Consider the following 23,383-nt stretch of genomic DNA (forward strand, 5'->3'; position numbering starts at 1 on the left):
ATTCGGCGCGGCAGGTCGCGCCAGTTTTTTTACTGCCCGGCGATTTTCATCTCCGGCAACAGTACAGAACCACACTGTATATTGCTGCGTGTTTCAATATCGTTACCGACGGTGACAATATTGCGCCACATATCTTTTAAATTACCTGCGATAGTGATTTCACTAACCGGATATTGAATTTCGCCATTCTCGACCCAGAAGCCCGCTGCACCACGGGAATAATCACCGGTAATTGCACTCACGCCCTGGCCCATCAGTTCCGTCACTACCAGGCCGGTGCCCATTTCTTTGAGCATCTGCTCAAAGCTGAGTCCTTGCCCGGCAATACGCCAGTTGTGAATACCACCTGCGTGTCCGGTGCTTTTCAGCCCCAGTTTACGCGCGGAATAGCTGGTCAGCAGCCACTGGGTCAGGATGCCATCTTTAATAATATCGCGACGCTCGGTGCGCACCCCTTCGCTGTCGAATGGCGTAGAGGCCAGCCCTTTCAGCAGATGCGGATGTTCTTCAATGGTCAGCCAGTCCGGCAGAATTTGTTTACCCAGCGAGTCGAGCAGGAAGGTGGATTTACGGTAGACCGCGCCACCGGCAATTGCGCCAACTAAATGACCAAACAATCCGGTTGCGACTTCATTGGCAAAAATCACCGGCGCTTTCATGGTGGAGAGTTTACGCGGTGACAGGCGCGATAAAGTGCGGCGAGCGCAGTCTGCCCCAACCCACTCTGGCGTTTGTAGATCGCTCATCGCGCGGCCAATGGTGTAGGCGTAATCACGTTCCATATCGCCATTTTCTTCGGCAATCACACAGCTGGAGAGTGAATGACGCGTTGAGCAGTATCCCTGCAACATGCCGTGGCTGTTGCCGAAAACTTTTACGCCGTAGTGGCTGTTAAAGCTGCCGCCTTCGGTATTGGTGATGCGTTTGTCCGCCTGCAATGCCGCCTGTTCAGCACGAGCCGCCAGTTCAATAGCTTCATCCGGGGAAACTTCTGCAGGATGGAATAAATCGAGATCCGGCGCGTCAAAGGCCAGCAGTTCTTTATCTGCCACACCTGCGTAAGGATCTGGCGAGGTATAACGAGCAATATCCAGCGCCGCCTGTACGGTGCGGGCAATAGCCTGCGGGCTTAAATCGGTGGATGATGCGCTACCTTTGCGATTCTGGTGATAAACGGTGATCCCCAGCGCGCCATCGCTATTGAATTCGACATTCTCCACTTCACCATAGCGCGTGCTTACGCTAATGCCGGTGGTCTTGCTGACGGCAACTTCCGCACCGTCCGATTTGCCTGAGGCCAACTCCAGCGCAGTCGAAACTGCTTCTTCCAGAATCTTGCGCTGCGCTTCAACTTGAGAGATTACTTTCATTGCAAGTGCCATAATGTAGAGAGTTTCTCTGAAGTCTAACAGAGAACCGTTTTTCAGTGCGCATCTTAACTGGTAACATTAGCCTCTTTTTTTAAGGAGCCTGACATGACTAAGCAGCCCGAAGACTGGCTCGACGACGTTCCCGGTGATGATATCGAAGACGAAGACGATGAAATTATCTGGGTCAGTAAAAGTGAAATTAAACGCGATGCCGAGGAGTTAAAACGCCTGGGCGCGGAAATTGTTGATCTGGGGAAAAACGCGCTGGATAAGATCCCGTTAGATGCGGATCTGCGTGCGGCTATCGAGTTAGCCCAGCGTATTAAGATGGAAGGTCGCCGCCGCCAGTTGCAGCTCATCGGTAAGATGCTGCGCCAGCGCGACGTAGAGCCTATCCGTCAGGCGCTGGATAAGCTGAAAAACCGCCACAACCAGCAGGTGGTGCTGTTCCATAAACTGGAAAACCTGCGCGATCGTTTGATCGATCACGGCGATGATGCCATCGCTGACGTATTGAACTTGTGGCCTGATGCCGATCGCCAGCAACTGCGTACTCTGATCCGCAACGCGAAGAAAGAGAAAGAAGGGAATAAGCCGCCGAAATCCGCGCGACAGATTTTCCAGTATCTGCGCGAGCTGGCAGAGAACGAAGGGTAAGTTGTGTTGTTGATGTGAGTATGGTTTGCCGGATGCGGCGTAAACGCTTTATCCGGCAATGCTACTCCAGGCTGAAGCTTCAGAATTACTGCGCAGCTTCCGCCTTCTTCGCCAGACCATCCAGCAGTTTCTGATGAATACCACCAAAACCGCCGTTGCTCATCACCAGAATATGGTCGCCAGGCTGGGCGGTTTTCACCACCATATCTGCCAACGCATCGACATCACCACTCCAGTGCGCAGGCTGAATACAGGCTTCTGCCACTTCAGCTACCTGCCACGGAATATGCGCCGGTTGCAGCAGAAAGACTTCATCGGCACGGCCTAACGACGGTGCCAGATCGTCTTTGCAGACGCCCATCTTCATGGTGTTTGAGCGCGGTTCCAGCACGGCAATAATACGCGCCGTACCACCGACTTTACCGCGCAGCGCCGCCAGCGTTGCCAGAATCGCCGTCGGGTGATGGGCAAAATCGTCATACACCGTCACGCCATTCGCTTCACCGCGCAACTCCAGACGACGACGCGCGTTGATAAACGACCCCAGCGCATTAGCAGCATCTGCCGGCGCAACACCAACATGACGAGCCGCAGCAATCGCCATCAAACCGTTGTGCATGTTATGTTCGCCAACCAGCGACCATTTCACTTCGCCCACTTTTTCGCCGTCCAGCAATACTTCCCATTCGGAAGCATCGGTGGTCAGCTTTTTCGCCTGCCAGCGTCCCTGCTCGCCTACCTGTTCCTGATCACTCCAGCAACCCATCGCCATGGTCTGTTTCAGGTTGATGTCGTTTTCCGGCCAGATAATACGACCCTGCCCAGGAACAATACGCACCAGATGGTGGAATTGTTTCTGGATCGCTTTCAGGTCATCAAAGATATCGGCGTGATCGAACTCAAGATTGTTGAGGATCAGCGTGCGCGGGCAGTAATGGACAAATTTGGAGCGTTTGTCGAAGAAGGCGCAGTCATACTCGTCCGCTTCGATAACAAAGAAGTCGCTTTCGCCCAGACGCGCCGAAACATCAAAGTTTCCAGGCACACCGCCAATAACAAAACCCGGTTTATAGCCACACTGTTCCAGAATCCAGGTCGCCATTCCCGCCGTGGTGGTTTTGCCGTGTGTACCGGCAACGGCCAGCACCCAGCGGTCGCGCAGCACAAAATCGTGCAGCCACTGCGGCCCCGACATATACGGAATGTTTTTTTCCAGTACCGCTTCCACACACGGATTTCCACGGGTCATGGCATTACCAATAATCACCAGATCCGGCTGCGGATCGAGTTGGCTGGCATCGTAACCCTGAATCAGTTCAATGCCTTGCTTCTCAAGTAAGGTGCTCATCGGCGGATACACATTAGCGTCCGAACCCGTTACTTCATGGCCCAACTGGCGCGCCAGAATCGCCAGACCACCCATAAACGTGCCACAAATTCCTAAAATATGAATGCGCATACGTCATTATCCTTTTTTAATCTACCGCTCATTTTACGCATATGTCGGGCAAGTGAGAAACGCATTTCAGGATAATCCGTAATTTGCTGGCGCGATTCACCTGAGCGCAACATTCAGATTATTTGTTAAGATTGTTGCGGTCGCTTTACTCCATAAACATTGCAGGGAAAGTTTTATGAAAACGTTAGGTGAATTTATTGTCGAAAAGCAGCACGAGTTTTCTCATGCTACCGGTGAGCTCACTGCTTTGCTGTCGGCAATAAAACTGGGCGCCAAGATTATCCATCGCGATATCAACAAAGCAGGACTGGTTGATATCCTGGGTGCCAGCGGTGCTGAGAACGTGCAGGGCGAGGTTCAACAGAAACTCGACCTGTTCGCTAATGAAAAACTGAAAGCCGCATTGAAAGCGCGCGATATCGTTGCGGGCATTGCATCTGAAGAAGAAGATGAGATTGTCGTCTTTGAAGGCTGTGAACACGCAAAATACGTTGTGCTGATGGACCCACTGGATGGCTCGTCCAACATCGATGTTAACGTCTCTGTCGGTACGATTTTCTCCATCTACCGCCGCGTTACACCTGTCGGTACGCCGGTAACGGAAGAAGATTTCCTCCAGCCTGGCAACAAACAGGTTGCCGCAGGTTACGTGGTATACGGCTCCTCTACCATGCTGGTTTACACCACAGGATGCGGTGTTCACGCCTTTACCTATGATCCTTCACTCGGCGTTTTCTGCCTGTGCCAGGAACGGATGCGCTTCCCGGAGAAAGGCTCAACCTACTCCATCAACGAAGGAAACTACATTAAGTTCCCTAATGGGGTGAAGAAGTACATTAAATTCTGCCAGGAAGAAGATAAATCCACCAACCGCCCGTATACCTCGCGTTATATCGGTTCACTGGTTGCGGATTTCCACCGTAACCTGCTGAAAGGTGGAATTTATCTCTACCCAAGCACCGCCAGCCACCCAGACGGTAAACTACGTTTGCTGTATGAGTGCAACCCGATGGCATTCCTGGCGGAACAAGCAGGCGGTAAAGCGAGCGATGGCAAAGAGCGTATTCTGGATATCATCCCGGAAACCCTGCACCAGCGCCGTTCGTTCTTCGTCGGCAATAACCATATGGTTGAAGATGTCGAACGCTTTATCCGTGAGTTCCCGGACGCGTAATGGTCTAAAAACGCCGGATTGTTCCGGCGTTTTTGCGTTCTAATTAACAAAAGTTAATTTGACTCGTTTAGAGACTCGGAAATAGGGGACCCAGATAGCCAGATGAATGATATTTTTCAGCACACCCCATGCGTCTAAAAAATCAATTGTGGCATGAAGAAATTGTACTGCTCCCCAGATATCAGCAACATTCAATGCGAAGAGCGCCAGAAGAAGGGCAATATAGTAGTGCGGAAGTTGGCGTTTCTTATTAAAAAACAAAAAGGTAGTATAACTTACCAACAGAAATATCGTGGCAAATCCAGCCACTTCCAGATAAAGCAGAGTTCTGAGCGGTTCTTCCTGACTACTCTGAGCAAGCCCCCATGTTCGTACAAAAGAATAAATGCTCGAAATAATCACCAGCACTAAAGAAATAGCAGGTAAATACAGCCAACCGCCAATCCCCGTAAGTTTTTTATCATCACAGCTTCTACAATAATCATCAGGTGGTAAAACATCCACACCACAACTTTTGCATGTTGTACTTAAACCCTCACCTTCCTTTGCCCACATAAAAATATCCTTATATATCAGTGAATTTACTCTTTTATTGTATTTTCCGGACTCACTCTTATTACTGGCGAACTCTGACGATTCTCCCACAGCACCGTTAACCCACGCTGTAAGGCAATAAAAATAAACAACAAAATTCCGATAGCGATTTTCGTCCACCATGAACTCAGCGTACCGTCAAAGTTTATGTAAGTCTGAATGAGTCCCTGAATCGCCACGCCAAACAGCGTTCCTAATACTGTTCCAACGCCGCCGCTTAAAAGTGTACCGCCAATCACCACGGAGGCGATAGCGTCCAGTTCCACACCAACGCCTGCCAGCGCGTATCCGGCCTGGGTGTAAATAGAGAAGACAATCCCCGCCAGTGTCGCCAGTCCGGTGGAAAGCATATAAATGCGAATCGTGGTGCTGCGAGTGGAAATCCCCATCAGGTTCGCCGACGTTGCGTTGCCGCCAATGGCGTATACCTGATTACCAAAACGGGTACGATGAGCGAGGAATATGCCGATAACTACCACCGCCAGCATCAGCAGCCCCATCGCGCTTAAGCGACCGCCGCCGGGAATTTTCCACGCAAGGCTTGAGAGCGTGTCATAAACAGGATGGTTTATTGGGATCGACTCTTCCGAAACAAGGTAACTGACGCCACGCAAAAAAAACATTCCCGCAAGGGTAATGATGAATGCCGGGATCTTCAGCGCGTCGATCAAAAGCCCCATAAATGCGCCGAATGCACAGCCCATCGCCAGTACCAGTGGGAAGGCCAAGAGTGGTGAAATTCCAAAGTCGCCAATCACCTTTGCCAGAAACACGCCGGTAAAAGCGATCACCGAACCGACGGAGAGATCGATACCGCCAGAGAGGATCACAAAGGTCATACCGACGGCGATGATCCCCAAAAAGGCGTTATCGGTCAGGATATTGCAGATCACTCGCGTAGAAGCAAAACCGGGAAACTGCGTCAGGCAGTAGAGATAGCCCAACACAAAAACGCCGATGGTGATCATCAGTGGCAAATTACGTTTTATCACGGCTACGCACTCCTTTAATCAGACTGATAAAGCGTTGCGACTGAACAATCAGTACGCAAAGCACCACCACCGCTTTCACCACCTGGTTCATCTCTGGCGGAAAGCCCGAAAGTAAAATCCCGGTGTTCATTCCCTGAATGATCAGCGCCCCCACTACCGAAAGCAGCAGGTTAAAACGCCCGCCCATCAGCGATCCACCGCCGATCACAACCGCGAGAATGGCGTCCAGTTCCAGCCATAATCCGGCGTTATTGGCGTCCGCACCGCGAATATCCGCAGCCACGATAATGCCCGCAATTGCCGCACACAGCCCACTCAACACGTAGGTGAGCATGACGATGATCCGAGTGTTCACTCCGGCATTTTTCGCTGCCCGAATGTTGATGCCAACGGCTTCAATAAACATCCCCAGCGCCGTTTTACGGGTTAACAGCCAGAAGAGGAGAAGCGTCAGCATGGCGATAATGACTGGCGTTGGCAGGAACAGCAGCGATCCACTGCCGAACCACGAGAGATCCGGCGAGTTAAACGTGACGATCTGCCCGGAGGTGATCAGTTGCGCCACGCCGCGCCCGGCAACCATCAGGATCAGAGTGGCGACAAACGGTTGAATTTTGAGGATCGCCACCAGAATGCCATTCCACAATCCTGCCAGAATGCCGGTGCCCAGGGCGCTTAACAAAACAATCGGCAGGCTGAATCCCGCTACCGTCATCGCGGCAGTTGTGGCTCCGGCGATAGCCATCACCGCGCCTACGGAGAGATCAATCCCACCAGTGGCGATCACCAGCGTCATGCCAATCGCCAGTAACGCAACGGGAGCCGCACGGTTAAGAATGTCGATGGGGCTACCGAACAAACGCCCATCCTGAAGCACCACCTGCCAGAAATGTGGGGCGACCAGACTATCGACCAGCAGCACCAGCAATAGCGCCGCCAGTTGCGGCATTCCCGTCGGCCAGCGAAAACGCCTTTTCGACGACGCGGTGTCAGGGAGAGATTGAGGCATCACACTGTTCTCCTTACGCCGCAATGGCGTTCATGATCGCCGGAACGGAGAGTTCTGCCAGCGGGATTTCCGCCACCTGTTTGCGATCGCGCATGATGATCACCCGATCGGCATAGCCCACCAGCTCTTCCAGTTCGGAAGAAATTACTAATAAAGCCAGACCGTCGGCGCAAAGTGTTTCAATCAGGCGGATGATCTCGGCGTGGGCTCCCACGTCAATACCGCGCGTTGGCTCGTCGAGGATCAGAAATTGCGGACGAGTCAGCAGCCAGCGTGAAAGTAATACTTTTTGCTGATTGCCGCCGGAGAGAAACTCAATCGGCTGTTCGGTGGAAGGTGTGCGAATGCCAAGCTGGCGGATAAAACGTTCAGCAATCTCTTGCTGTTCTTTGCGAGAGATCGGTCGTAGCCAGCCGCGCTGGGCTTGTAAGGCAAGGATGATATTTTCGCGCACCGAGGCGGCGGCGATGATGCCATCGGTTTTTCTGTCTTCCGGGCAAAAACCTATGCCCAGTACCGAAGCCTGATGTGGCGATCGTAGCGTTTGTTGTTGGCCTTTGATCAGCGCAGTGCCGCTGTCGGCGGGTTTGATTCCGAAGATAACTTCAGCGGTTTCGGTACGACCCGATCCCAGCAAGCCTGCCAGTCCGACGATCTCGCCCGGGCGCACTTCGAGATCAAACGGCGCGATCGTTCCTTTCTTGCCGTAATTTTTAAACGCAGCAACGGGTTTGTCGCTAAGTAATGTCCGTCCGGCACGTTGTAGCGCGTGGGTATCGAGTTCGCGCCCAAGCATCATTTTGACCAGTTCGATCTGCGGTAGCTCGCGGGTTTCCCGACAGCCAACGAAGCTGCCATTGCGTAAGACAGTGATCCGATCGCTGACCTGATAAACCTGATCGAGAAAGTGCGTAACGAAGATCAGGCTGACGCCGCGATCGCACAACTGGCGCATCAGGCCAAACAGCAACTCCACTTCCTGAGTATCGAGACTGGCGGTGGGTTCATCGAGGATCAGCACTTTGGCGGAGAGATCGATAGCCCGGCAAATGGCGACGATTTGTTGCATCGCCACCGAAAAGCGGTTGAGTGGTTCACGCACATCGAGGGAGAAGCCATACGATGCCATCAGTTTGGTAGCGCGCTTTTCCATCTCTTTACGGCGTAGCAGGCCGAAACGCCTGGGTTCGCGGCCTATGAATAGATTGTCGGCTACCGACATGTTGGGTAACAGGTTGACTTCCTGATAGACGGTGCCGATGCCTAGCTGTTGTGCGTGGGCGGTGTTTTTTGGTGAGATAGTCTGACCGTCCAACCAGATAGTACCGCGATCGGCGTGGTAGACACCGGTAAGTGCTTTGATCAGCGTCGATTTACCGGCTCCGTTTTCACCGAGCAGCGCCATAATTTCACCGCGCCGTAGGCTGAAATCAACGCTGTCTAACGCTTTGACGCCGGGGAAAAATTTACTTAATCCTTCGGTACGGAGGATTTCCTGGTGTTGGTTAGTCGTCATGGTTTCTCCCTTAGCCACGCTCTAAAAGCCTGGGAATAGATCGTGCCTGATGTTAAGAGCTGCGCCGTTTGTCCCCCCTCTCCCTAACCCTCTCCCCGAAGGGGCGAGGGGACAGATTGTGCACGGTGTTAAGTCCGGTGCTGTACAACCGCCGGATGCGGCATAAACGCCTTATCCGGCGGCCCACAAGTCGGCATCAGGTATTGATGCCCCTCAATACCCCATGTTTTTCTTCTTCTCTAACTCTTCTTTTGCGGTATCAGGCAGGTAAAGGGTGGACTTGGTCAGCGTCAGCTTTTCAGGCATGGTGCCGTCTTTTTTGTATTTCTCCAGCGCGTCGAAGGCCGGGCCGGCCATGTTTGGCGTCAGTTCAACGCTGGCATTCGCTTCGCCATCAATCATTGCTTTGTAGATGTCCGGCACGCCGTCAATGGAACCCGTGAGGATATCTTTGCCTGGCTTCAGACCCGCTTCTTTAATTGCCTGAATTGCGCCAATCACCATGTCGTCATTATGGGCGTAAACCATGCAGATGTTTTTGCCGTTGTTTTCCGCTTTGATAAAGCTCTCCATAACTTCTTTGCCTTTACTGCGGGTGAAATCACCGGACTGCGAGCGGATGATTTTGATATTTGGCGCATTCTTAATGGCTTCGGCAAAGCCTTTTTTACGGTCGATGGCAACACTTGCCCCAACGGTGCCCTGCAACTCCACCACGTTGCATGGTTTGCCATTCACTTCTTTTACCAGCCAGTCACCAATCAGCTTACCTTCAAGAATGTTGTCAGCGGTGACAGTGGTCATATAGAGAGATTTGTCTTTCACATCAATGGAACGGTCGAGCAAAAAGACCGGAATTTCGGCATCTTTCGCCTCTTTTAATACCGGTTCCCAACCCGTCGCCACCACTGGAGCGATAAAGATCGCATCTACCCCTTGTGCAACGAAGGAACGTACCGCTTTAATCTGGTTTTCCTGCTTTTGCTGACCATCGGCAATTTTTAGCGTGATACCACGTTTTTCGGCCTCACTTTTCGCCACGTTGGTTTCTGCGGCGCGCCAGCCGGATTCTGATCCGACCTGCGAAAATCCTACGGTTAATGGAGCGGCCAACGCCATAGACGACATGGCTGCCGAGACTGCAGAGACTACAAGTAAGCGTTTCCACATAGGGTTGTCCTCGTCGGGGTAATTATTATTGGTGAAAAGATGTTCGCGAAAAAACTATAGACAATTCGTTATGTAACGGATTGCGTTACATCACACTTCAAAAAAGTAAATAAAACGTTAATCACAAGTTTGTAATCGCTTTCATATCACTATGAAAAATGCGGCTACGGTTATGGATTTTCCTGCTCCACGAGCCGTCTTAAAACTGGCGAAAAAGGAATATGAGGACGAAAACAAGCGAAGACATTCGGCGCGAGTTGGCTATAATACTCGGCACTTGTTTGCCACATATTTTAAAGGAAACAGACATGAGCTTACTCAACGTCCCTGCGGGTAAAGATCTGCCGGAAGACATCTACGTTGTTATTGAGATCCCGGCTAACGCAGATCCGATCAAATACGAAATCGACAAAGAGAGCGGCGCACTGTTCGTTGACCGCTTCATGTCCACCGCGATGTTCTATCCGTGCAACTACGGTTACATCAACCACACCCTGTCTCTGGACGGTGACCCGGTTGACGTACTGGTTCCGACTCCGTACCCGCTGCAGCCGGGTTCTGTGATCCGTTGCCGTCCGGTTGGCGTTCTGAAAATGACCGACGAAGCCGGTGAAGATGCGAAACTGGTTGCTGTTCCGCACAGCAAGCTGAGCAAAGAATACGATCACATCAAAGACGTTAACGATCTGCCGGAACTGCTGAAGGCTCAGATCGCTCACTTCTTCGAGCACTACAAAGACCTCGAAAAAGGCAAGTGGGTTAAAGTTGACGGCTGGGATAACGCCGAAGCCGCTAAAGCTGAAATCGTTGCTTCCTTCGAGCGCGCAAAGAATAAATAAGTTCTTCTAGCGCAATAACCCTGAACGCCGGGCTTCGGTTAGTAAGGGTTTTTTTATGCCCGCAATATATAAACTATCTATTCCACTATCATTATTCTCAGCAGTTGAAAGGCTTGAACGGTAAGAACAAGCTAAACTCGACCACCATTTTGCTGTTCATAGCCACTTGCTGGAAGTTAGCCGACCTCACTCATACTCATCGTTCAAAGCGTGCCCCGGTTTTACCCCTGCGCATTTGTAAACGCCAGCAGAGTTTTTCATGCGTTAACAGATATGGAAAGCGGCTCGGAGAGAAAAGCAAAAGGTGGGGGAATTACAAAAAAGAATGCGAGATACCTCGAAAAAACAACGCCACCCGAAGGTGGCGTGTTTATATTATGACTTACCCCTGTCTAACCAGTCGCCGCTTTCAATCAGCGTTAATCCATCGACGGGTCGTTGATAAACGTACATCCATGCACTCCCGTACGGCGTCTGAATCAACTGGCGCGCGTATTCACCGCCCCTGGTGCGCAAGGCATCAAGTTCGGCCAGCGTGGCGTTGTCAATACGATAAACTTCACCGTGTACCGTTCCGTTTCCCGGAACTGCGCCTGGATAGTGGCCCAGGCTATACAACTGGTAGTTATCGATACTGAAATCGCCCAGCAACTGGGCATTGGTCATCCAGTGGCTGTTGCCTTGTTTGTGACGTAAACTGCCGTAGACAAATATTCGCATCGCTAAAACTCGAACTGATAGAGCAAATCCAGTGCCTGATCTACACCAGACACGGCTTCCAGATATAGCTTTGGCATCAGGCGATAACGTAACGTGAGTGTTGCTATAGAGTCAAATATCCCCACGCCGTATTTCACTTGTAGACCTGGTAGTACATAGCCGCTGACCACCACCTGGGAGGAGTCGCCTACTCCCTCGGTGTCGAGAGCTAAATTACTTACGCCAAATGTCTCGCCGATTTTACCCACAATCTGACCACTTTGTGCAACCCCCAGACCAATCAGCATCGAGGTCATCGCCGCACTGTCGCTCTGATCGCTCTCCAGCCCTTGTCCACGCAACAAGTAAGACAACGCAGCCTGTTGCGACATCGCCGGGTCAGAGAAAATCTCCGCTTTCGGTTCATCCGCCAGTCCAGTGACGCGAACACCGGCGATTACGTCATCTTCTGTAGCATCCGGGTTACGAATTGCTTCGATATTAAGATACGGTTGATCCGGTGGACCAGAGAACAGCAACTCGCCTTTGCGAACGATCAGATCCTGACCATAGGCATGGAAGCGCCCTTCCGGTATGTTGATCTGTCCGTTCAGCCCCAGCCCCTGTTTGTCCTGTACGACATTGAGATCGCCCGTCAGCCGCGCTTTCAGACCAAAGGCATCAATGCGCACGTTGTTGCCGACGTGGACAATCAGGTTGCTGTTAATCGGAATCGACGCAGTTTTCGCCTCCTCCGGTTGCAGATTATCGTTGAGCATCACGACATCGCTGGAGACGCCCACCGCACTTTCTGGCAAATCATGCACCACAATGCGCGCCCACGGTACGTCAACGCGACCATCAAGGGTAAACAGGCTTGGTGTGGCTTCGAATACGACATCTGGCGACACATCCATGCGCACCATCGGCGGTACGGTGATCCGCACCTTACTGCCTTTTGCCGTTACCCGCGCGCGCCAGTTTTCAATCTGACTCCAGTCTGCATCCCCGTTCAGGTAAATGTCACCTTGCTGGGTTCGCACGGTGCCCGCAAGCGTCGAGCGCATACCGTTAAAGTTGACCGCAAGCTGGCTCGGCTGCATATCAAACGGCATAAAGTTGCCATCAATATCCACACCCGTAACCTGGAGCTGACCAAAAAGCTGCGGGCTTTGTACATCACCGCCCAGACGTAAATTAGCACTCACCATCCCCGCCGCTTTTTCGCCACGCGTAAAGATGGGGTTTACCATCGCGAGGTTAAAGTTGCGGATGTTGACGTTGCCACCGAGATTGCGGCGGCCTTGTGGATCGGTCACCTGCACCTGACCATCGAACTGACCATTATTAGTCAGGCGGATGGTCCAGCCCAGTTCGGCGCGGTTGTTACGCAACTCCGCCGTCAGATTCAGCGTCTGAAACGCCACCGGCAGCGCCGCATCGTTGACGGTTTGCGTCACCTGCACGTTACGCCCCGAAAGGGTGATGCTGCCCTGCGGCACCCCTTCTTTGGTGGTGTCCCAGGCTACGTCTGCTTTACCTGTAAAGATACCGCTTGCCTGAGTCGTTTCCGGCATAAACGGTTTCAGCATGGCCAGGTCGAAACGGTTGAGATTCACCACCGCACGCCCTTCAGCCCCGGCATCAATGGTTTGCGGCACGCACAGTTCCGCGTTCGGGTTAAGCCAGCAGTGCGGCCCGATGCTGATTTTTTGCTCCTGATTGCGGTAATCCAGAGCTATATCGCGGGTCAGCGCCCACGGCCCAACTGGCGTCTGGAAGCGGGTATTACTCAGCGTTCCCTTCCAGCGTTCTTCTTTACGATCAAAGCTACCCGCCAGATTGAGCTGTCCGGAAACCGGCTCACCCTGAATCCGCAGTTGTAGCTCGTGCTGCTTTTCGCTGCCTTTCGCATTCAGGGTAACGAGGTTGATATTCACATCCGGCTGCGAAATTTGCTCAACGCGCACGTCGAGTTTACCCGCAATCTGATCGGTGGATTTTATATCGCCTTCCACGCGAACCTGCGCCACGGAGAGTTCCTGCCAGCGCAGGCTGCGCGCGGTGATATCCGCCAGCAACTGCGGTGCTTCCACCGTGCCTCGAACCTTCACCAACCCTTTCGCTGTACCGCCCAGCCCTGGCAGCGCGTTATCCAGACCTGGCGCGTTGATCGTGGCATCAAGATTGAGATCTTTTACTCCCAGTTCGCCTTTCACTTCGGCACTGTTTGATCCCAGTTCCAGATGCAGACCTGGGATCATCCACTGCATATAACTGTTGCCTTTCAGCGTACCTTCAACGTTCACTTTGTTCTGTTTAACGTTACCGGTCAGCTTCAGCTCCGGCACGTCCATCTGCCAGGTGCCGCCGTACAGGCTGCCGCGCGTTTTGATCAAACCATTGAGTTTCGACGGCCAGTCCGGGAACTCTTTCACGGTGTTAATGCCGTTAAGCGTTAACTCACCACGCCAGCTAATTGCCTGCTGCCAGTCGAGCAACGCTTTCAACTCAGTTTTCCCTTCCAGCGCCGCGACGGTAAGTTTGTCGAGATTCACCTGCTGTTCATTACCTTTCGCGTCGAGGGTAATGGTGGCTGGCGGGATCTCCTGTCCCTTCACTGCCGTGCGCATAGAGAGCGTGTAATCGGTCATTTTGCCAGTGAGTTTCAGTTTCAGATCGTCCGCCTGATACTGCTTCTCGCCGGTAAACGGCCAGTAAAGCTGTTTGCTGTTCACTTCGACGTTAAGCGGCAGTCCAGCCTCCGCCAGCCGCGTCTGGGCACGCAGATCCATATCAACCGGACCGGAAAGGTTAACGCCAATCTCCAGTTGTTCGCGCAGCGCACCGCCTACTTTCAGCTTCACTTTTTCACCCTTCAACGGCTCCACGTTCAGTGTGCTGTTGAGGGTGAGATCCACCGGCCAGTTATCGGCCAGTTGCGCCGTACCGCTGGCATTGACGATCCCCTGGTTGGAATCGATATCCAGCGCGTCCAGTTTGGTATTGCCGTCGATACTGCTCACTTTCAGCAGCATGGTGCGCACGGTAATGTCCGTATCGCCCGTCACGCGCAATTGCTCGCCCTTAAACTCTTCAATGTTCAGATTGAGCGGCAAATGCACGTCGGTCATTTCCGGCAATACCGGGCGAGAAAAGAGATCTTTCAGCGTTTCGCCGAGCGGCTTTTCATCCGGCTGCGGATTTTCAATTTTCGGTTCAACGACTTCTTCCTGCGCCACTTCCGCCACTTTCGGCAGGGCAATTAGCAGGCCTTTCAGCGATGTCGGTTTCAGGGTCAGGGTTTTCTCCTGCCAGTTCAGACCGGAGGTGAAGTCCATCACCGACACCGTAGTATCATCAATTTTGATATTGACGTTATCCAGCGCCACCCGCGTCAGGGTAATGGGATACGGCGTGGTGAGATCCAGCGGGCCGCTGTCTTCCTCTTCTTCAACCTGCTCTGAAGGGGGCATTTTTTTGCTGTCGATGTTGACCTGAATATCCTTCAGTGCCAAATCGTTAATGCAAATACTGCTGTCCCACAGGCACTCTAGCCCGACCGCCAGATGCAGATTACCCGCTTTAACCGCCACACCTGGCTGCTCATAACGAACATCAGACAGAGTAAGGTCGCGCCAGCCGCCAGTCACCTTACCGATGTCCAGCCCTGGCACCCAGCGATCTGCCGCTTTAAATACCAGATGCAAACCACTGGTGGTGCCCACCAGAAATGCCACCGATCCCAGCAATAGTAAGAGGACGACAACCACGCCGAGGCTGATTTTTTTCCATAAACTCATAATTCTGGCCCCAGACCGATGTAAAACTGTAAACCATGCTCGTCTTTGTCAGCGACCGGAACGGCGAAATCGAGCTTGATCGGCCCGACTGGTGATTCCCAGCGCACACCAACCCCGGTGCCGGTTTTAAAGTCACTGCGGCGAATATCGCTTACCGCTTCGCCGCTATCAACAAACACCGCCCCCCACCATTTTCCGGTCACGTTGTACTGGTACTCCAGCGATCCGGTTATCAGTTTTGATGCCCCTTTCAGGTCACCATTGGCGTATTTCGGGGCGATAGATTTGTATTTATAGCCACGAATGCTACGGTCGCCCCCGGCAAAGAAACGCAGATCAGGCGGCACTTTGTCGAAGTCACCCGTTTCAATCCAGCCCAACGTGCCGCGCGTGACAAAACGATGGCGATCGTAGAGTGTGCGTATCCAGACGTTTTGCGCCTGAAACACAGAGAAATCGACGTCCGAGCCCCAGGCCGTGTTTGAGTAGTCGATTGAGTAGCGTTGCGAGTCGCCCCAGGTCGGCATCAGGCCGCCGCGTGAACGCGTGCGGCTAATCATCACACCCGGATAAAACAGCATCGTAGTGTTGGTAATTTCACCCTGGGTAAAGTGGTCAAGACTCCAGCGTAAGTTAATGGCGCGCTGCCAGCCGCTGGAGAGATCCCAATAACGGGAAGCCACCAGAGTTGTAGAATCGGATTCAGTATCGTTTAGATCGGTGCGCTTAAAACCGCCCTGTACCAGATAATATTGTTCCAGCGGGTTCTTAAGCAGCGGCATTTTATAGCTAAAATCGAGGGTTTGTTCCGGTGCAGAGATACTTGTGCTGGTGGTCAGGCTGTGACCGTAAGAGTTCATCCACGGCTTTTTCCACGTGGCTTTGACACGTGGACCTACGTCTGTGGAGTACCCGACCCCGGTTTCAATCGTGTTTTCCGTGCGCGGCGAAACGACGCCGGTAAGTGGCAATACTTTTGTTTCTCGCGCTTTATCAAACTGCGGTGCAACCACCACCGAGTTAAACCAACCAGTGGCGGAGAGACGGCGGTTTAGCTCTGCCAGGTCTTTTGACTCGTATTCATCACCTTCTTTAAACGGAACAAGGTTTTGCAGATACTCATCGCGGATCTGTGAGCCTTCGAAGGTCACATGCCCAAAGCGGTAGCGTTCGCCACTGTTGTAATCAATATCCCAGTAGGCTTTATGCAAGCCAAGTGCAATACCCAACTGGGCTTTGGTAAATTCACTATCGAAATAGCCTTTGCGCAACGCGATGCTGGTTAAGGACTTTTTGAAATTTTCGTAGTCGCCCTGATTCAGCACCGTGCCTATAGCCGGGCGAGTATCGAGCAACTTCAAATAGTCTTTATCGGTCCGTGCTCCACCGCGTAACACAACATCGGTTCCGCCAATCAAAACGGGCACGCCGGGCGTGACTTTGGCGATCAAAACCTGTCGCCCTTTCTTTGGCGGTGGGCGAAGATCAAATTCAATGGTCGGCTGGTAATAGCCCAGCGCCTTCAGGCCTTCGCGGATGGCATCATCGACACGCGCGCGAAATCGCCGGTCTGGCGTCACTTCATCACTTTCAATCGTAGAAAGCTGTGCACGAACATTTTTTTCCAGCTGTCCTGATAACCCTTCGACCTGTAGACGGACGTTCGCGGCGATAGCAGAACCACCAAAACAGAGTAAGCTTACACAACATAACTGTCGGATATAGCGCACATTTTCTCCTGAATATCCTTTGTTCCTGCCCCTGGAACCCCGTTAAACGGCTTAACAAAAAACCAGCAATATGGATTTAAAAGCAGACTAAATCCAAAATATTTCTTATGTTTTACTTTATACACATTCACGAGAGTTATTGTGTGCAAATACGTCTCTTGTTACAACCTAAACCCCAAAGACCGATTTTCGGGAGAGCGATACCATGAGTTTATTTGATAAAAAGCATCTGGTTTCCCCCGCCGATGCCCTTCCTGGACGTAATACCCCGATGCCCGTAGCCACGTTGAATGCAGTCAATGGTCACTCAATGACAAATGTGCCTGACGGAATGGAAATCGCCATTTTTGCTATGGGCTGTTTCTGGGGCGTGGAACGCCTTTTCTGGCAACTTCCCGGCGTTTACAGCACCGCCGCAGGTTATACCGGCGGTTACACGCCAAACCCGACTTATCGGGAAGTGTGTTCTGGTGATACCGGCCACGCCGAAGCGGTACGCGTGGTTTACGATCCGTCAGTGATCAGCTACGAACAACTGTTACAAGTATTCTGGGAGAATCACGATCCCGCACAAGGGATGCGTCAGGGCAATGACCATGGCACGCAGTATCGTTCCGCGATTTATCCGCTAACACCAGAACAGGATGCTGCCGCCCGCGCCAGTCTGGAACGTTTTCAGGCCGCGATGCTTGCCGCCGATGACGATCGTCAAATAACCACCGAGATCGCCAACGCGACACCGTTTTATTATGCCGAAGATGACCACCAGCAATATCTGCATAAAAACCCGTATGGTTATTGCGGAATTGGTGGGATCGGCATTTGCCTGCCGCCTGAAGCGTAGCAATAAAAGGCAGAACTAAAGCGAAATGAAGCAAAAATTTAACCCTCTGGCGACTTTACAGTACCTTACGCTATACTAGCCACTGAAAATGTCGGTTCACTCTCTTCGAGCCGGCTTTCAATGTGTATTTCGCACAAATTAATCAACTTCCCCTTCCGAGGATCTGACCTGAACGGTCGGATAAGATATGTTAAACAGTATTTTAGTCATACTCTGCTTGATCGCTGTGAGTGCGTTCTTCTCGATATCCGAGATCTCGCTTGCCGCCTCACGCAAAATCAAACTTAAACTGCTGGCTGATGAAGGCAATATAAACGCCCAGCGCGTTCTGGATATGCAGGAAAATCCCGGCATGTTCTTTACCGTGGTGCAAATTGGTCTGAACGCGGTGGCAATACTCGGCGGTATCGTCGGTGATGCGGCGTTCTCTCCGGCTTTTAATAGCCTGTTCTCCCGCTATATATCGGCGGAACTCTCTGAGCAACTGAGCTTTATTCTCTCTTTCTCGTTAGTGACTGGCATGTTTATTCTGTTTGCGGATTTAACCCCGAAACGCATCGGTATGATTGCGCCAGAAGCTGTGGCTTTGCGTATCATCAACCCGATGCGCTTCTGCCTGTTCGTCTGCACCCCTCTGGTGTGGTTTTTCAACGGCCTGGCGAACATGATCTTCCGTATCTTTAAATTGCCAATGGTACGTAAAGATGACATCACATCTGATGACATCTACGCAGTAGTGGAGGCCGGTGCACTGGCTGGTGTATTGCGTAAACAGGAACACGAACTGATCGAAAACGTGTTTGAACTGGAATCCCGTACCGTGCCGTCTTCCATGACGCCGCGTGAAAACGTGATTTGGTTCGATCTCCATGAAGATGAGCAAAGCCTGAAGAATAAAGTGGCGGAGCATCCGCACTCGAAATTCCTCGTCTGTAATGAAGATATCGATCACATTATCGGTTATGTCGATTCAAAAGATCTGCTGAACCGCGTGCTGGCCAATCAAAGCCTGGCACTGAACAGTGGCGTGCAAATTCGCAATACGCTGATCGTGCCTGATACGCTGACCCTCTCTGAGGCGCTGGAAAGTTTTAAGGCTGCGGGTGAAGACTTTGCGGTAATCATGAACGAGTACGCACTGGTGGTGGGAATCATCACCCTCAACGACGTGATGACCACGTTGATGGGCGATCTGGTTGGTCAGGGACTGGAAGAACAGATTGTAGCGCGTGATGAGAACTCATGGCTAATCGATGGCGGTACGCCGATTGACGACGTGATGCGCGTGCTGGATATCGACGAGTTCCCGCAGTCGGGCAACTACGAAACCATCGGCGGCTTTATGATGTTTATGTTGCGTAAGATCCCGAAACGCACTGATTCGGTGAAGTTCTCCGGTTACAAATTTGAAGTGGTGGACATTGATAACTACCGCATCGACCAGCTACTGGTTACGCGAATCGACAGTAAAGCCACCGCCCTTGCGCCAAAACTGCCTGACGCCAAAGATAAAGAAGAAAGCGTCGCATAACCCCAGAAACATCAACGGCTCCTGAATCAGGAGCCGTCTTATTACTGCATAGCACTTGGTTAAGCCATCTCTGTTTGCAGACGCATAACCTGACGGTTAACTTCGGACATCACTGACAAATGCAGTTTATCCTTCACTTTTGGGATAAGAATCTTACCCTTATCAAATTCAAAAGCGCCAACGTCCTTGATGTATAACCGTCCACGGAACAGGATCTTCACGTACTTCGCCACCTGAAGTGGGTTGTACCGTTGGAAAATTTTCATTGTTGTCTCCTGCTGAGTATTACGCCTTTGCGGTGCCACAATCGGCCCAACTATTATGAGGCGCAAATTTTAATGCCTAATGACTATAGACTATCGGGGTAATGTTTCCAGCGTGTATAAATTTTTTTACCCTACTGTTACAAATATTCAGAATTATCTTTTCGCCTAACCACAATATTCAGTATAAACATTCATTTTTCATATGATTTGTGCGCTTGTCCGCAAACTGGCACCGCACTTGCGGGAAATTCGATAAATAGCACATATGATTAAAAGCCAGACCCAAGTGGTCGGATCACCTGCATACGATAAGAAGGAAACACTATGACCCTACGCAAGATCCTCGCGCTGACTTGCTTGCTACTGCCGATGATGGCCTCCGCGCATAAATTCGAAACTGGTCAGCGCGTACCGCCGATTGGTATTACCGATCGTGGCGAGTTGGTGTTTGATAAAGATCAGTTTAGCTACAAAACCTGGAACAGTGCGCAGTTAGCGGGAAAAGTGCGAGTACTGCAACATATTGCCGGTCGCACCTCCGCAAAAGAGAAAAATGCGACGCTGATTGAAGCAATTAAATCGGCGAAATTGCCGCACGATCGCTACCAGACGACCACCATAGTCAACACCGACGACGCCATCCCCGGTTCCGGTATGTTTGTGCGCAGCAGTCTGGAGAGCAATAAAAAGCTCTATCCGTGGTCGCAGTTTATTGTCGACAGCAATGGCGTCGCGCGCGGAGCCTGGCAACTGGATGAAGAGAGTTCCGCCATTGCAGTGCTGGATAAAGACGGTCGCGTGCAATGGGCGAAGGACGGAGCGTTAACCCAGCAAGAAGTGCAGCAAGTCATGGACTTGCTGCATAAATTGCTTAATAAATAGAAACCCGGAATCCAGGATTCAGGAAGGATTCGCGCGGAGTGTAATCCAGCGGTTTGCCCTGCCAGTTGTGAACGTGTGCTCCGGCGGCGGCGGCCACGGCATGACCGGCAGCGGTATCCCAAATATTCGTCGGCCCGAAACGCGGGTAGAGCTGCGCCTGACCTTCCGCCACCAGGCAGAATTTCAGTGAAGAGCCGATGGATGTCGTCTGGTGTTCACCAAGCTGTTGCAGATACTCTTTCAGCTCAGCATCCGCATGGGAACGGCTGATGACGACTAGCGGCGGACGGGCGTCGCGTACCTGAATCTGCTTGCACACGCCGCACTCTTCTTTCCAGGCTTTGCCTTCCGCCGCGCTGTACATGACGTTCATTACCGGCGCATACACCACACCTAATACCGGTTTGCCTTTGTCAATCAGCGCAATGTTAACGGTAAATTCACCATTTCGTTTAATAAACTCTTTGGTGCCGTCCAGCGGATCTACCAGCCAGTAACGTTGCCAGTGCTGGCGGACTTCCCAACCGGGAGGATCTTCTTCGGAAAGAACCGGAATATCCGGCGTCAGGGTACGTAAACCGTCCATGATTACGGTGTGCGCGGCAATGTCCGCCGCCGTCACCGGAGAGTTATCCGCCTTGCTGACGACGTCCATCGGTTTCGTCCCGTCGTAGACCTGCATAATGGCATCGCCCGCATTCCGTGCGAGTTGACATACTTGTTCTAACATTCTCCACCTCTTTTGTTTCAGTGGTGTTAACTTGTTGTTTTACTTATACCCTATCGTTACAGAATCCGCCAACTGTGATGGCGTCATCGTTTCCTGATTTATTATTTATGGCATCCTTCACGCTCCATATGAAAGACGTCTCATCTTCTTGTTCATAAAAGGATGCCCAGATGGTTAAGTTTAGTGCAACGCTTCTTGCTACGCTGATTGCCGCCAGTGTGAATGCGGCAACAGTCGATCTCCGCATAATGGAAACCTCTGATTTGCATAGCAACATGATGGATTTCGATTATTACAAAGATACATCCACAGAAAAATTTGGACTGGTACGTACCGCGAGCCTGATTAATGACGCGCGCAACGAAGTGAAAAATAGCGTACTGGTCGATAACGGTGACCTGATCCAGGGTAGCCCGCTGGCAGATTACATGTCGGCGAAAGGATTAAAAGCAGGTGATGTTCATCCGGTCTATAAGGCGCTGAATACGCTGGATTATACCGTTGGCACACTCGGCAATCATGAATTTAACTACGGTCTGGATTATCTGAAAAATGCGCTGGCTGGAGCAAAATTCCCCTATGTGAATGCCAACGTCATCGACGCTAAAACCAAACAGCCGATGTTTACACCGTATTTAATTAAAGACACCGAAGTGGTCGATAAAGACGGCAATAAACAGACGCTTAAGATTGGCTACATCGGTGTTGTACCACCGCAGATTATGGGGTGAGATAAGGCCAATTTATCCGGCAAAGTTACCGTTAACGATATCACTGAAACGGTACGCAAGTACGTGCCGGAAATGCGCGAGAAAGGTGCCGATGTTGTTGTCGTTCTGGCGCACTCTGGTCTGTCTGCCGATCCGTATAAAGTGATGGCGGAAAACTCAGTTTATTATCTCAGTGAAATTCCGGGCGTTGACGCCATTATGTTTGGTCATGCTCACGCCGTTTTCCCGAGTAAAGATTTTGCTGATATCAAAGGCGTAGATATCGCCAAAGGCACGATTAACGGTGTTCCAGCAGTGATGCCTGGCATGTGGGGCGATCATCTCGGCGTGGTTGATCTGCAACTCGATAATGACAGCGGAAAATGGCAGGTGACGCAGGCGAAAGCGGAAGCACGGCCGATTTACGACATCGCCAATAAAAAATCCCTTGCGGCGGAAGATAGCAAACTGGTCGATACGCTTAAAGCCGATCACAACGCCACACGCCAGTTTGTCAGCAAGCCGATTGGAAAATCTGCCGACAATATGTATAGCTATCTGGCGCTGGTGCAGGACGATCCGACCGTGCAGGTGGTGAACAACGCACAAAAAGCGTATGTCGAACATTACATCCAGGGCGATCCCGATCTGGCAAAACTGCCGGTGCTCTCTGCTGCTGCGCCGTTTAAAGTTGGCGGTCGCAAAAACGACCCAGCCAGCTATGTTGAAGTGGAAAAAGGCCAGCTTACCTTCCGCAACGCCGCCGATCTCTATCTCTACCCCAATACGCTGATCGTGGTGAAAGCCAGCGGTAAAGAGGTGAAAGAGTGGCTGGAGTGCTCTGCCGGACAGTTTAATCAGATTGACCCCAACAGCACGAAACCACAGTCACTCATCAACTGGGATGGTTTCCGCACCTATAACTTTGATGTTATTGATGGCGTGAATTACCAGATTGACGTCACCCAGCCCGCCCGCTATGACGGTGAATGTCAGGTGGTTAATGCTAATGCGGAAAGGATTAAGAACCTGACCTTTAATGGCAAACCGATTGATCCGAACGCGATGTTCCTCGTTGCCACCAATAACTATCGCGCTTACGGCGGCAAATTTGCCGGTACGGGTGACAGCCATATTGCTTTTGCTTCACCGGATGAAAACCGCTCGGTGCTGGCAGCGTGGATTGCAGAAGAGTCGAAGCGTGCGGGGGAAATTCACCCGGCGGCAGATAACAACTGGCGTTTAGCACCGATCCCCGGCGATAAGAAACTGGATATCCGTTTCGAAACTTCTCCGACAGATAAAGCCGCAGCGTTTATTAAAGAGAAAGGGCAATATCCGATGAAAAAAGTCGCGACCGATGATATCGGATTTGCGATTTATCAGGTGGATTTGAGTCAGTAATAGA

The 23,383-nt window shown here is 51.6% G+C and carries 18 protein-coding genes and 1 pseudogene; 7 read left to right on the top strand and 12 right to left on the bottom strand.

Annotated features, from left to right (window positions below; translation table 11 throughout):
• Positions 1-29: 29 nt before the first annotated feature.
• On the bottom strand, positions 30-1,382 hold the full coding sequence (gene pmbA / locus BEG40_RS14805; protein ID WP_001162191.1) for a metalloprotease PmbA: 1,353 nt from the start codon (positions 1,380-1,382) through the stop codon (positions 30-32).
• 93 nt (positions 1,383-1,475) lie between these two features.
• On the opposite strand from pmbA, the gene yjgA reads away from it, so the two are divergent.
• Positions 1,476-2,027 (top strand): ribosome biogenesis factor YjgA, encoded by a 552-nt coding sequence (yjgA, locus tag BEG40_RS14810; RefSeq protein WP_000166265.1) that lies wholly within the window; start codon positions 1,476-1,478, stop codon positions 2,025-2,027.
• A gap of 85 nt (positions 2,028-2,112) precedes the next feature.
• On the opposite strand, the gene mpl is transcribed toward yjgA, so the two are convergent.
• Positions 2,113-3,486 carry a UDP-N-acetylmuramate:L-alanyl-gamma-D-glutamyl-meso-diaminopimelate ligase gene (gene mpl, locus BEG40_RS14815; protein ID WP_001219776.1) on the bottom strand — a complete coding sequence of 458 codons (1,374 nt, stop codon included), beginning with the start codon at positions 3,484-3,486 and terminating at the stop codon, positions 2,113-2,115.
• A gap of 175 nt (positions 3,487-3,661) precedes the next feature.
• Between mpl and fbp the strand changes: the two genes are divergently transcribed.
• Positions 3,662-4,660, top strand: a complete 999-nt coding sequence (fbp, locus tag BEG40_RS14820; RefSeq protein ID WP_000853756.1) for a class 1 fructose-bisphosphatase — start codon at positions 3,662-3,664, stop codon at positions 4,658-4,660.
• Between the two features lie 39 nt (positions 4,661-4,699).
• Here the strand turns inward: fbp and BEG40_RS14825 are convergent, their stop codons facing one another.
• The 5 genes from BEG40_RS14825 to ytfQ form a co-directional block, all read right to left on the bottom strand.
• The gene (locus BEG40_RS14825) at positions 4,700-5,215 is read right to left on the bottom strand and encodes a DUF2569 domain-containing protein (RefSeq protein WP_000263318.1); all 516 of its coding nucleotides are present in this window, start codon (positions 5,213-5,215) and stop codon (positions 4,700-4,702) included.
• Positions 5,216-5,241: 26 nt separating this feature from the next.
• Positions 5,242-6,246, bottom strand: a complete 1,005-nt coding sequence (gene yjfF / locus BEG40_RS14830) for a galactofuranose ABC transporter, permease protein YjfF (protein WP_105285653.1) — start codon at positions 6,244-6,246, stop codon at positions 5,242-5,244.
• A complete protein-coding gene (gene ytfT / locus BEG40_RS14835; protein ID WP_123058472.1) occupies positions 6,233-7,255 on the bottom strand; it encodes a galactofuranose ABC transporter, ATP-binding protein YtfT in 1,023 nt (340 codons plus the stop codon). The genes yjfF and ytfT overlap by 14 nt, the downstream gene beginning before the upstream one ends.
• A gap of 13 nt (positions 7,256-7,268) precedes the next feature.
• Positions 7,269-8,771, bottom strand: coding sequence for a galactofuranose ABC transporter, ATP-binding protein YtfR (ytfR, locus tag BEG40_RS14840; protein WP_105285655.1), 1,503 nt, complete (start codon positions 8,769-8,771; stop codon positions 7,269-7,271).
• Positions 8,772-8,984: 213 nt separating this feature from the next.
• Positions 8,985-9,941 (bottom strand): galactofuranose ABC transporter substrate-binding protein YtfQ, encoded by a 957-nt coding sequence (gene ytfQ / locus BEG40_RS14845; RefSeq protein WP_000265933.1) that lies wholly within the window; start codon positions 9,939-9,941, stop codon positions 8,985-8,987.
• Between the two features lie 308 nt (positions 9,942-10,249).
• Here ytfQ and ppa point away from each other — a divergent pair, with 308 nt between their 5' ends.
• On the top strand, positions 10,250-10,780 hold the full coding sequence (ppa, locus tag BEG40_RS14855; RefSeq protein WP_000055074.1) for an inorganic diphosphatase: 531 nt from the start codon (positions 10,250-10,252) through the stop codon (positions 10,778-10,780).
• Positions 10,781-11,155: 375 nt separating this feature from the next.
• Here the strand turns inward: ppa and BEG40_RS14860 are convergent, their stop codons facing one another.
• From BEG40_RS14860 to tamA, 3 genes are read right to left on the bottom strand one after another with little or no spacing between them, the layout of a single operon-like run.
• On the bottom strand, positions 11,156-11,500 hold the full coding sequence (locus BEG40_RS14860) for a gamma-glutamylcyclotransferase family protein (protein WP_021551488.1): 345 nt from the start codon (positions 11,498-11,500) through the stop codon (positions 11,156-11,158).
• A gap of 2 nt (positions 11,501-11,502) precedes the next feature.
• The gene (gene tamB, locus BEG40_RS14865) at positions 11,503-15,282 is read right to left on the bottom strand and encodes an autotransporter assembly complex protein TamB (RefSeq protein ID WP_105285656.1); all 3,780 of its coding nucleotides are present in this window, start codon (positions 15,280-15,282) and stop codon (positions 11,503-11,505) included.
• Positions 15,279-17,012, bottom strand: coding sequence for an autotransporter assembly complex protein TamA (gene tamA, locus BEG40_RS14870; RefSeq protein WP_001269289.1), 1,734 nt, complete (start codon positions 17,010-17,012; stop codon positions 15,279-15,281). Before tamA ends, tamB begins: the two co-directional genes overlap by 4 nt.
• A 205-nt stretch (positions 17,013-17,217) precedes the next feature.
• On the opposite strand from tamA, the gene msrA reads away from it, so the two are divergent.
• Entirely contained in the window at positions 17,218-17,856 is a 639-nt protein-coding gene (gene msrA / locus BEG40_RS14880; RefSeq protein WP_105285657.1) for a peptide-methionine (S)-S-oxide reductase MsrA, read from the top strand.
• A 187-nt stretch (positions 17,857-18,043) separates the two neighbouring features.
• Positions 18,044-19,387: a polyamine export protein PaeA gene (gene paeA / locus BEG40_RS14885; RefSeq protein WP_105285658.1), complete on the top strand. Its 1,344-nt coding sequence runs from the start codon at positions 18,044-18,046 to the stop codon at positions 19,385-19,387.
• A gap of 59 nt (positions 19,388-19,446) precedes the next feature.
• Here the strand turns inward: paeA and BEG40_RS14890 are convergent, their stop codons facing one another.
• Positions 19,447-19,653, bottom strand: a complete 207-nt coding sequence (locus BEG40_RS14890; protein WP_000689228.1) for a DUF1107 domain-containing protein — start codon at positions 19,651-19,653, stop codon at positions 19,447-19,449.
• A gap of 324 nt (positions 19,654-19,977) precedes the next feature.
• On the opposite strand from BEG40_RS14890, the gene BEG40_RS14895 reads away from it, so the two are divergent.
• Positions 19,978-20,535, top strand: coding sequence for a YtfJ family protein (locus tag BEG40_RS14895; protein ID WP_000175264.1), 558 nt, complete (start codon positions 19,978-19,980; stop codon positions 20,533-20,535).
• On the opposite strand, the gene cysQ is transcribed toward BEG40_RS14895, so the two are convergent.
• Positions 20,525-21,265 (bottom strand): 3'(2'),5'-bisphosphate nucleotidase CysQ, encoded by a 741-nt coding sequence (cysQ, locus tag BEG40_RS14900; protein ID WP_105285659.1) that lies wholly within the window; start codon positions 21,263-21,265, stop codon positions 20,525-20,527. The genes BEG40_RS14895 and cysQ overlap by 11 nt on opposite strands.
• Before the next feature lie 170 nt (positions 21,266-21,435).
• Between cysQ and cpdB the strand changes: the two are divergent.
• A pseudogene (cpdB, locus tag BEG40_RS14905) lies at positions 21,436-23,379 on the top strand (2',3'-cyclic-nucleotide 2'-phosphodiesterase).
• Positions 23,380-23,383 lie beyond the last annotated feature (4 nt).

The sequence above is a fragment of the Escherichia sp. MOD1-EC5495 genome, from assembly GCF_002965965.1.
Lineage (GTDB): Bacteria > Pseudomonadota > Gammaproteobacteria > Enterobacterales > Enterobacteriaceae > Escherichia > Escherichia ruysiae.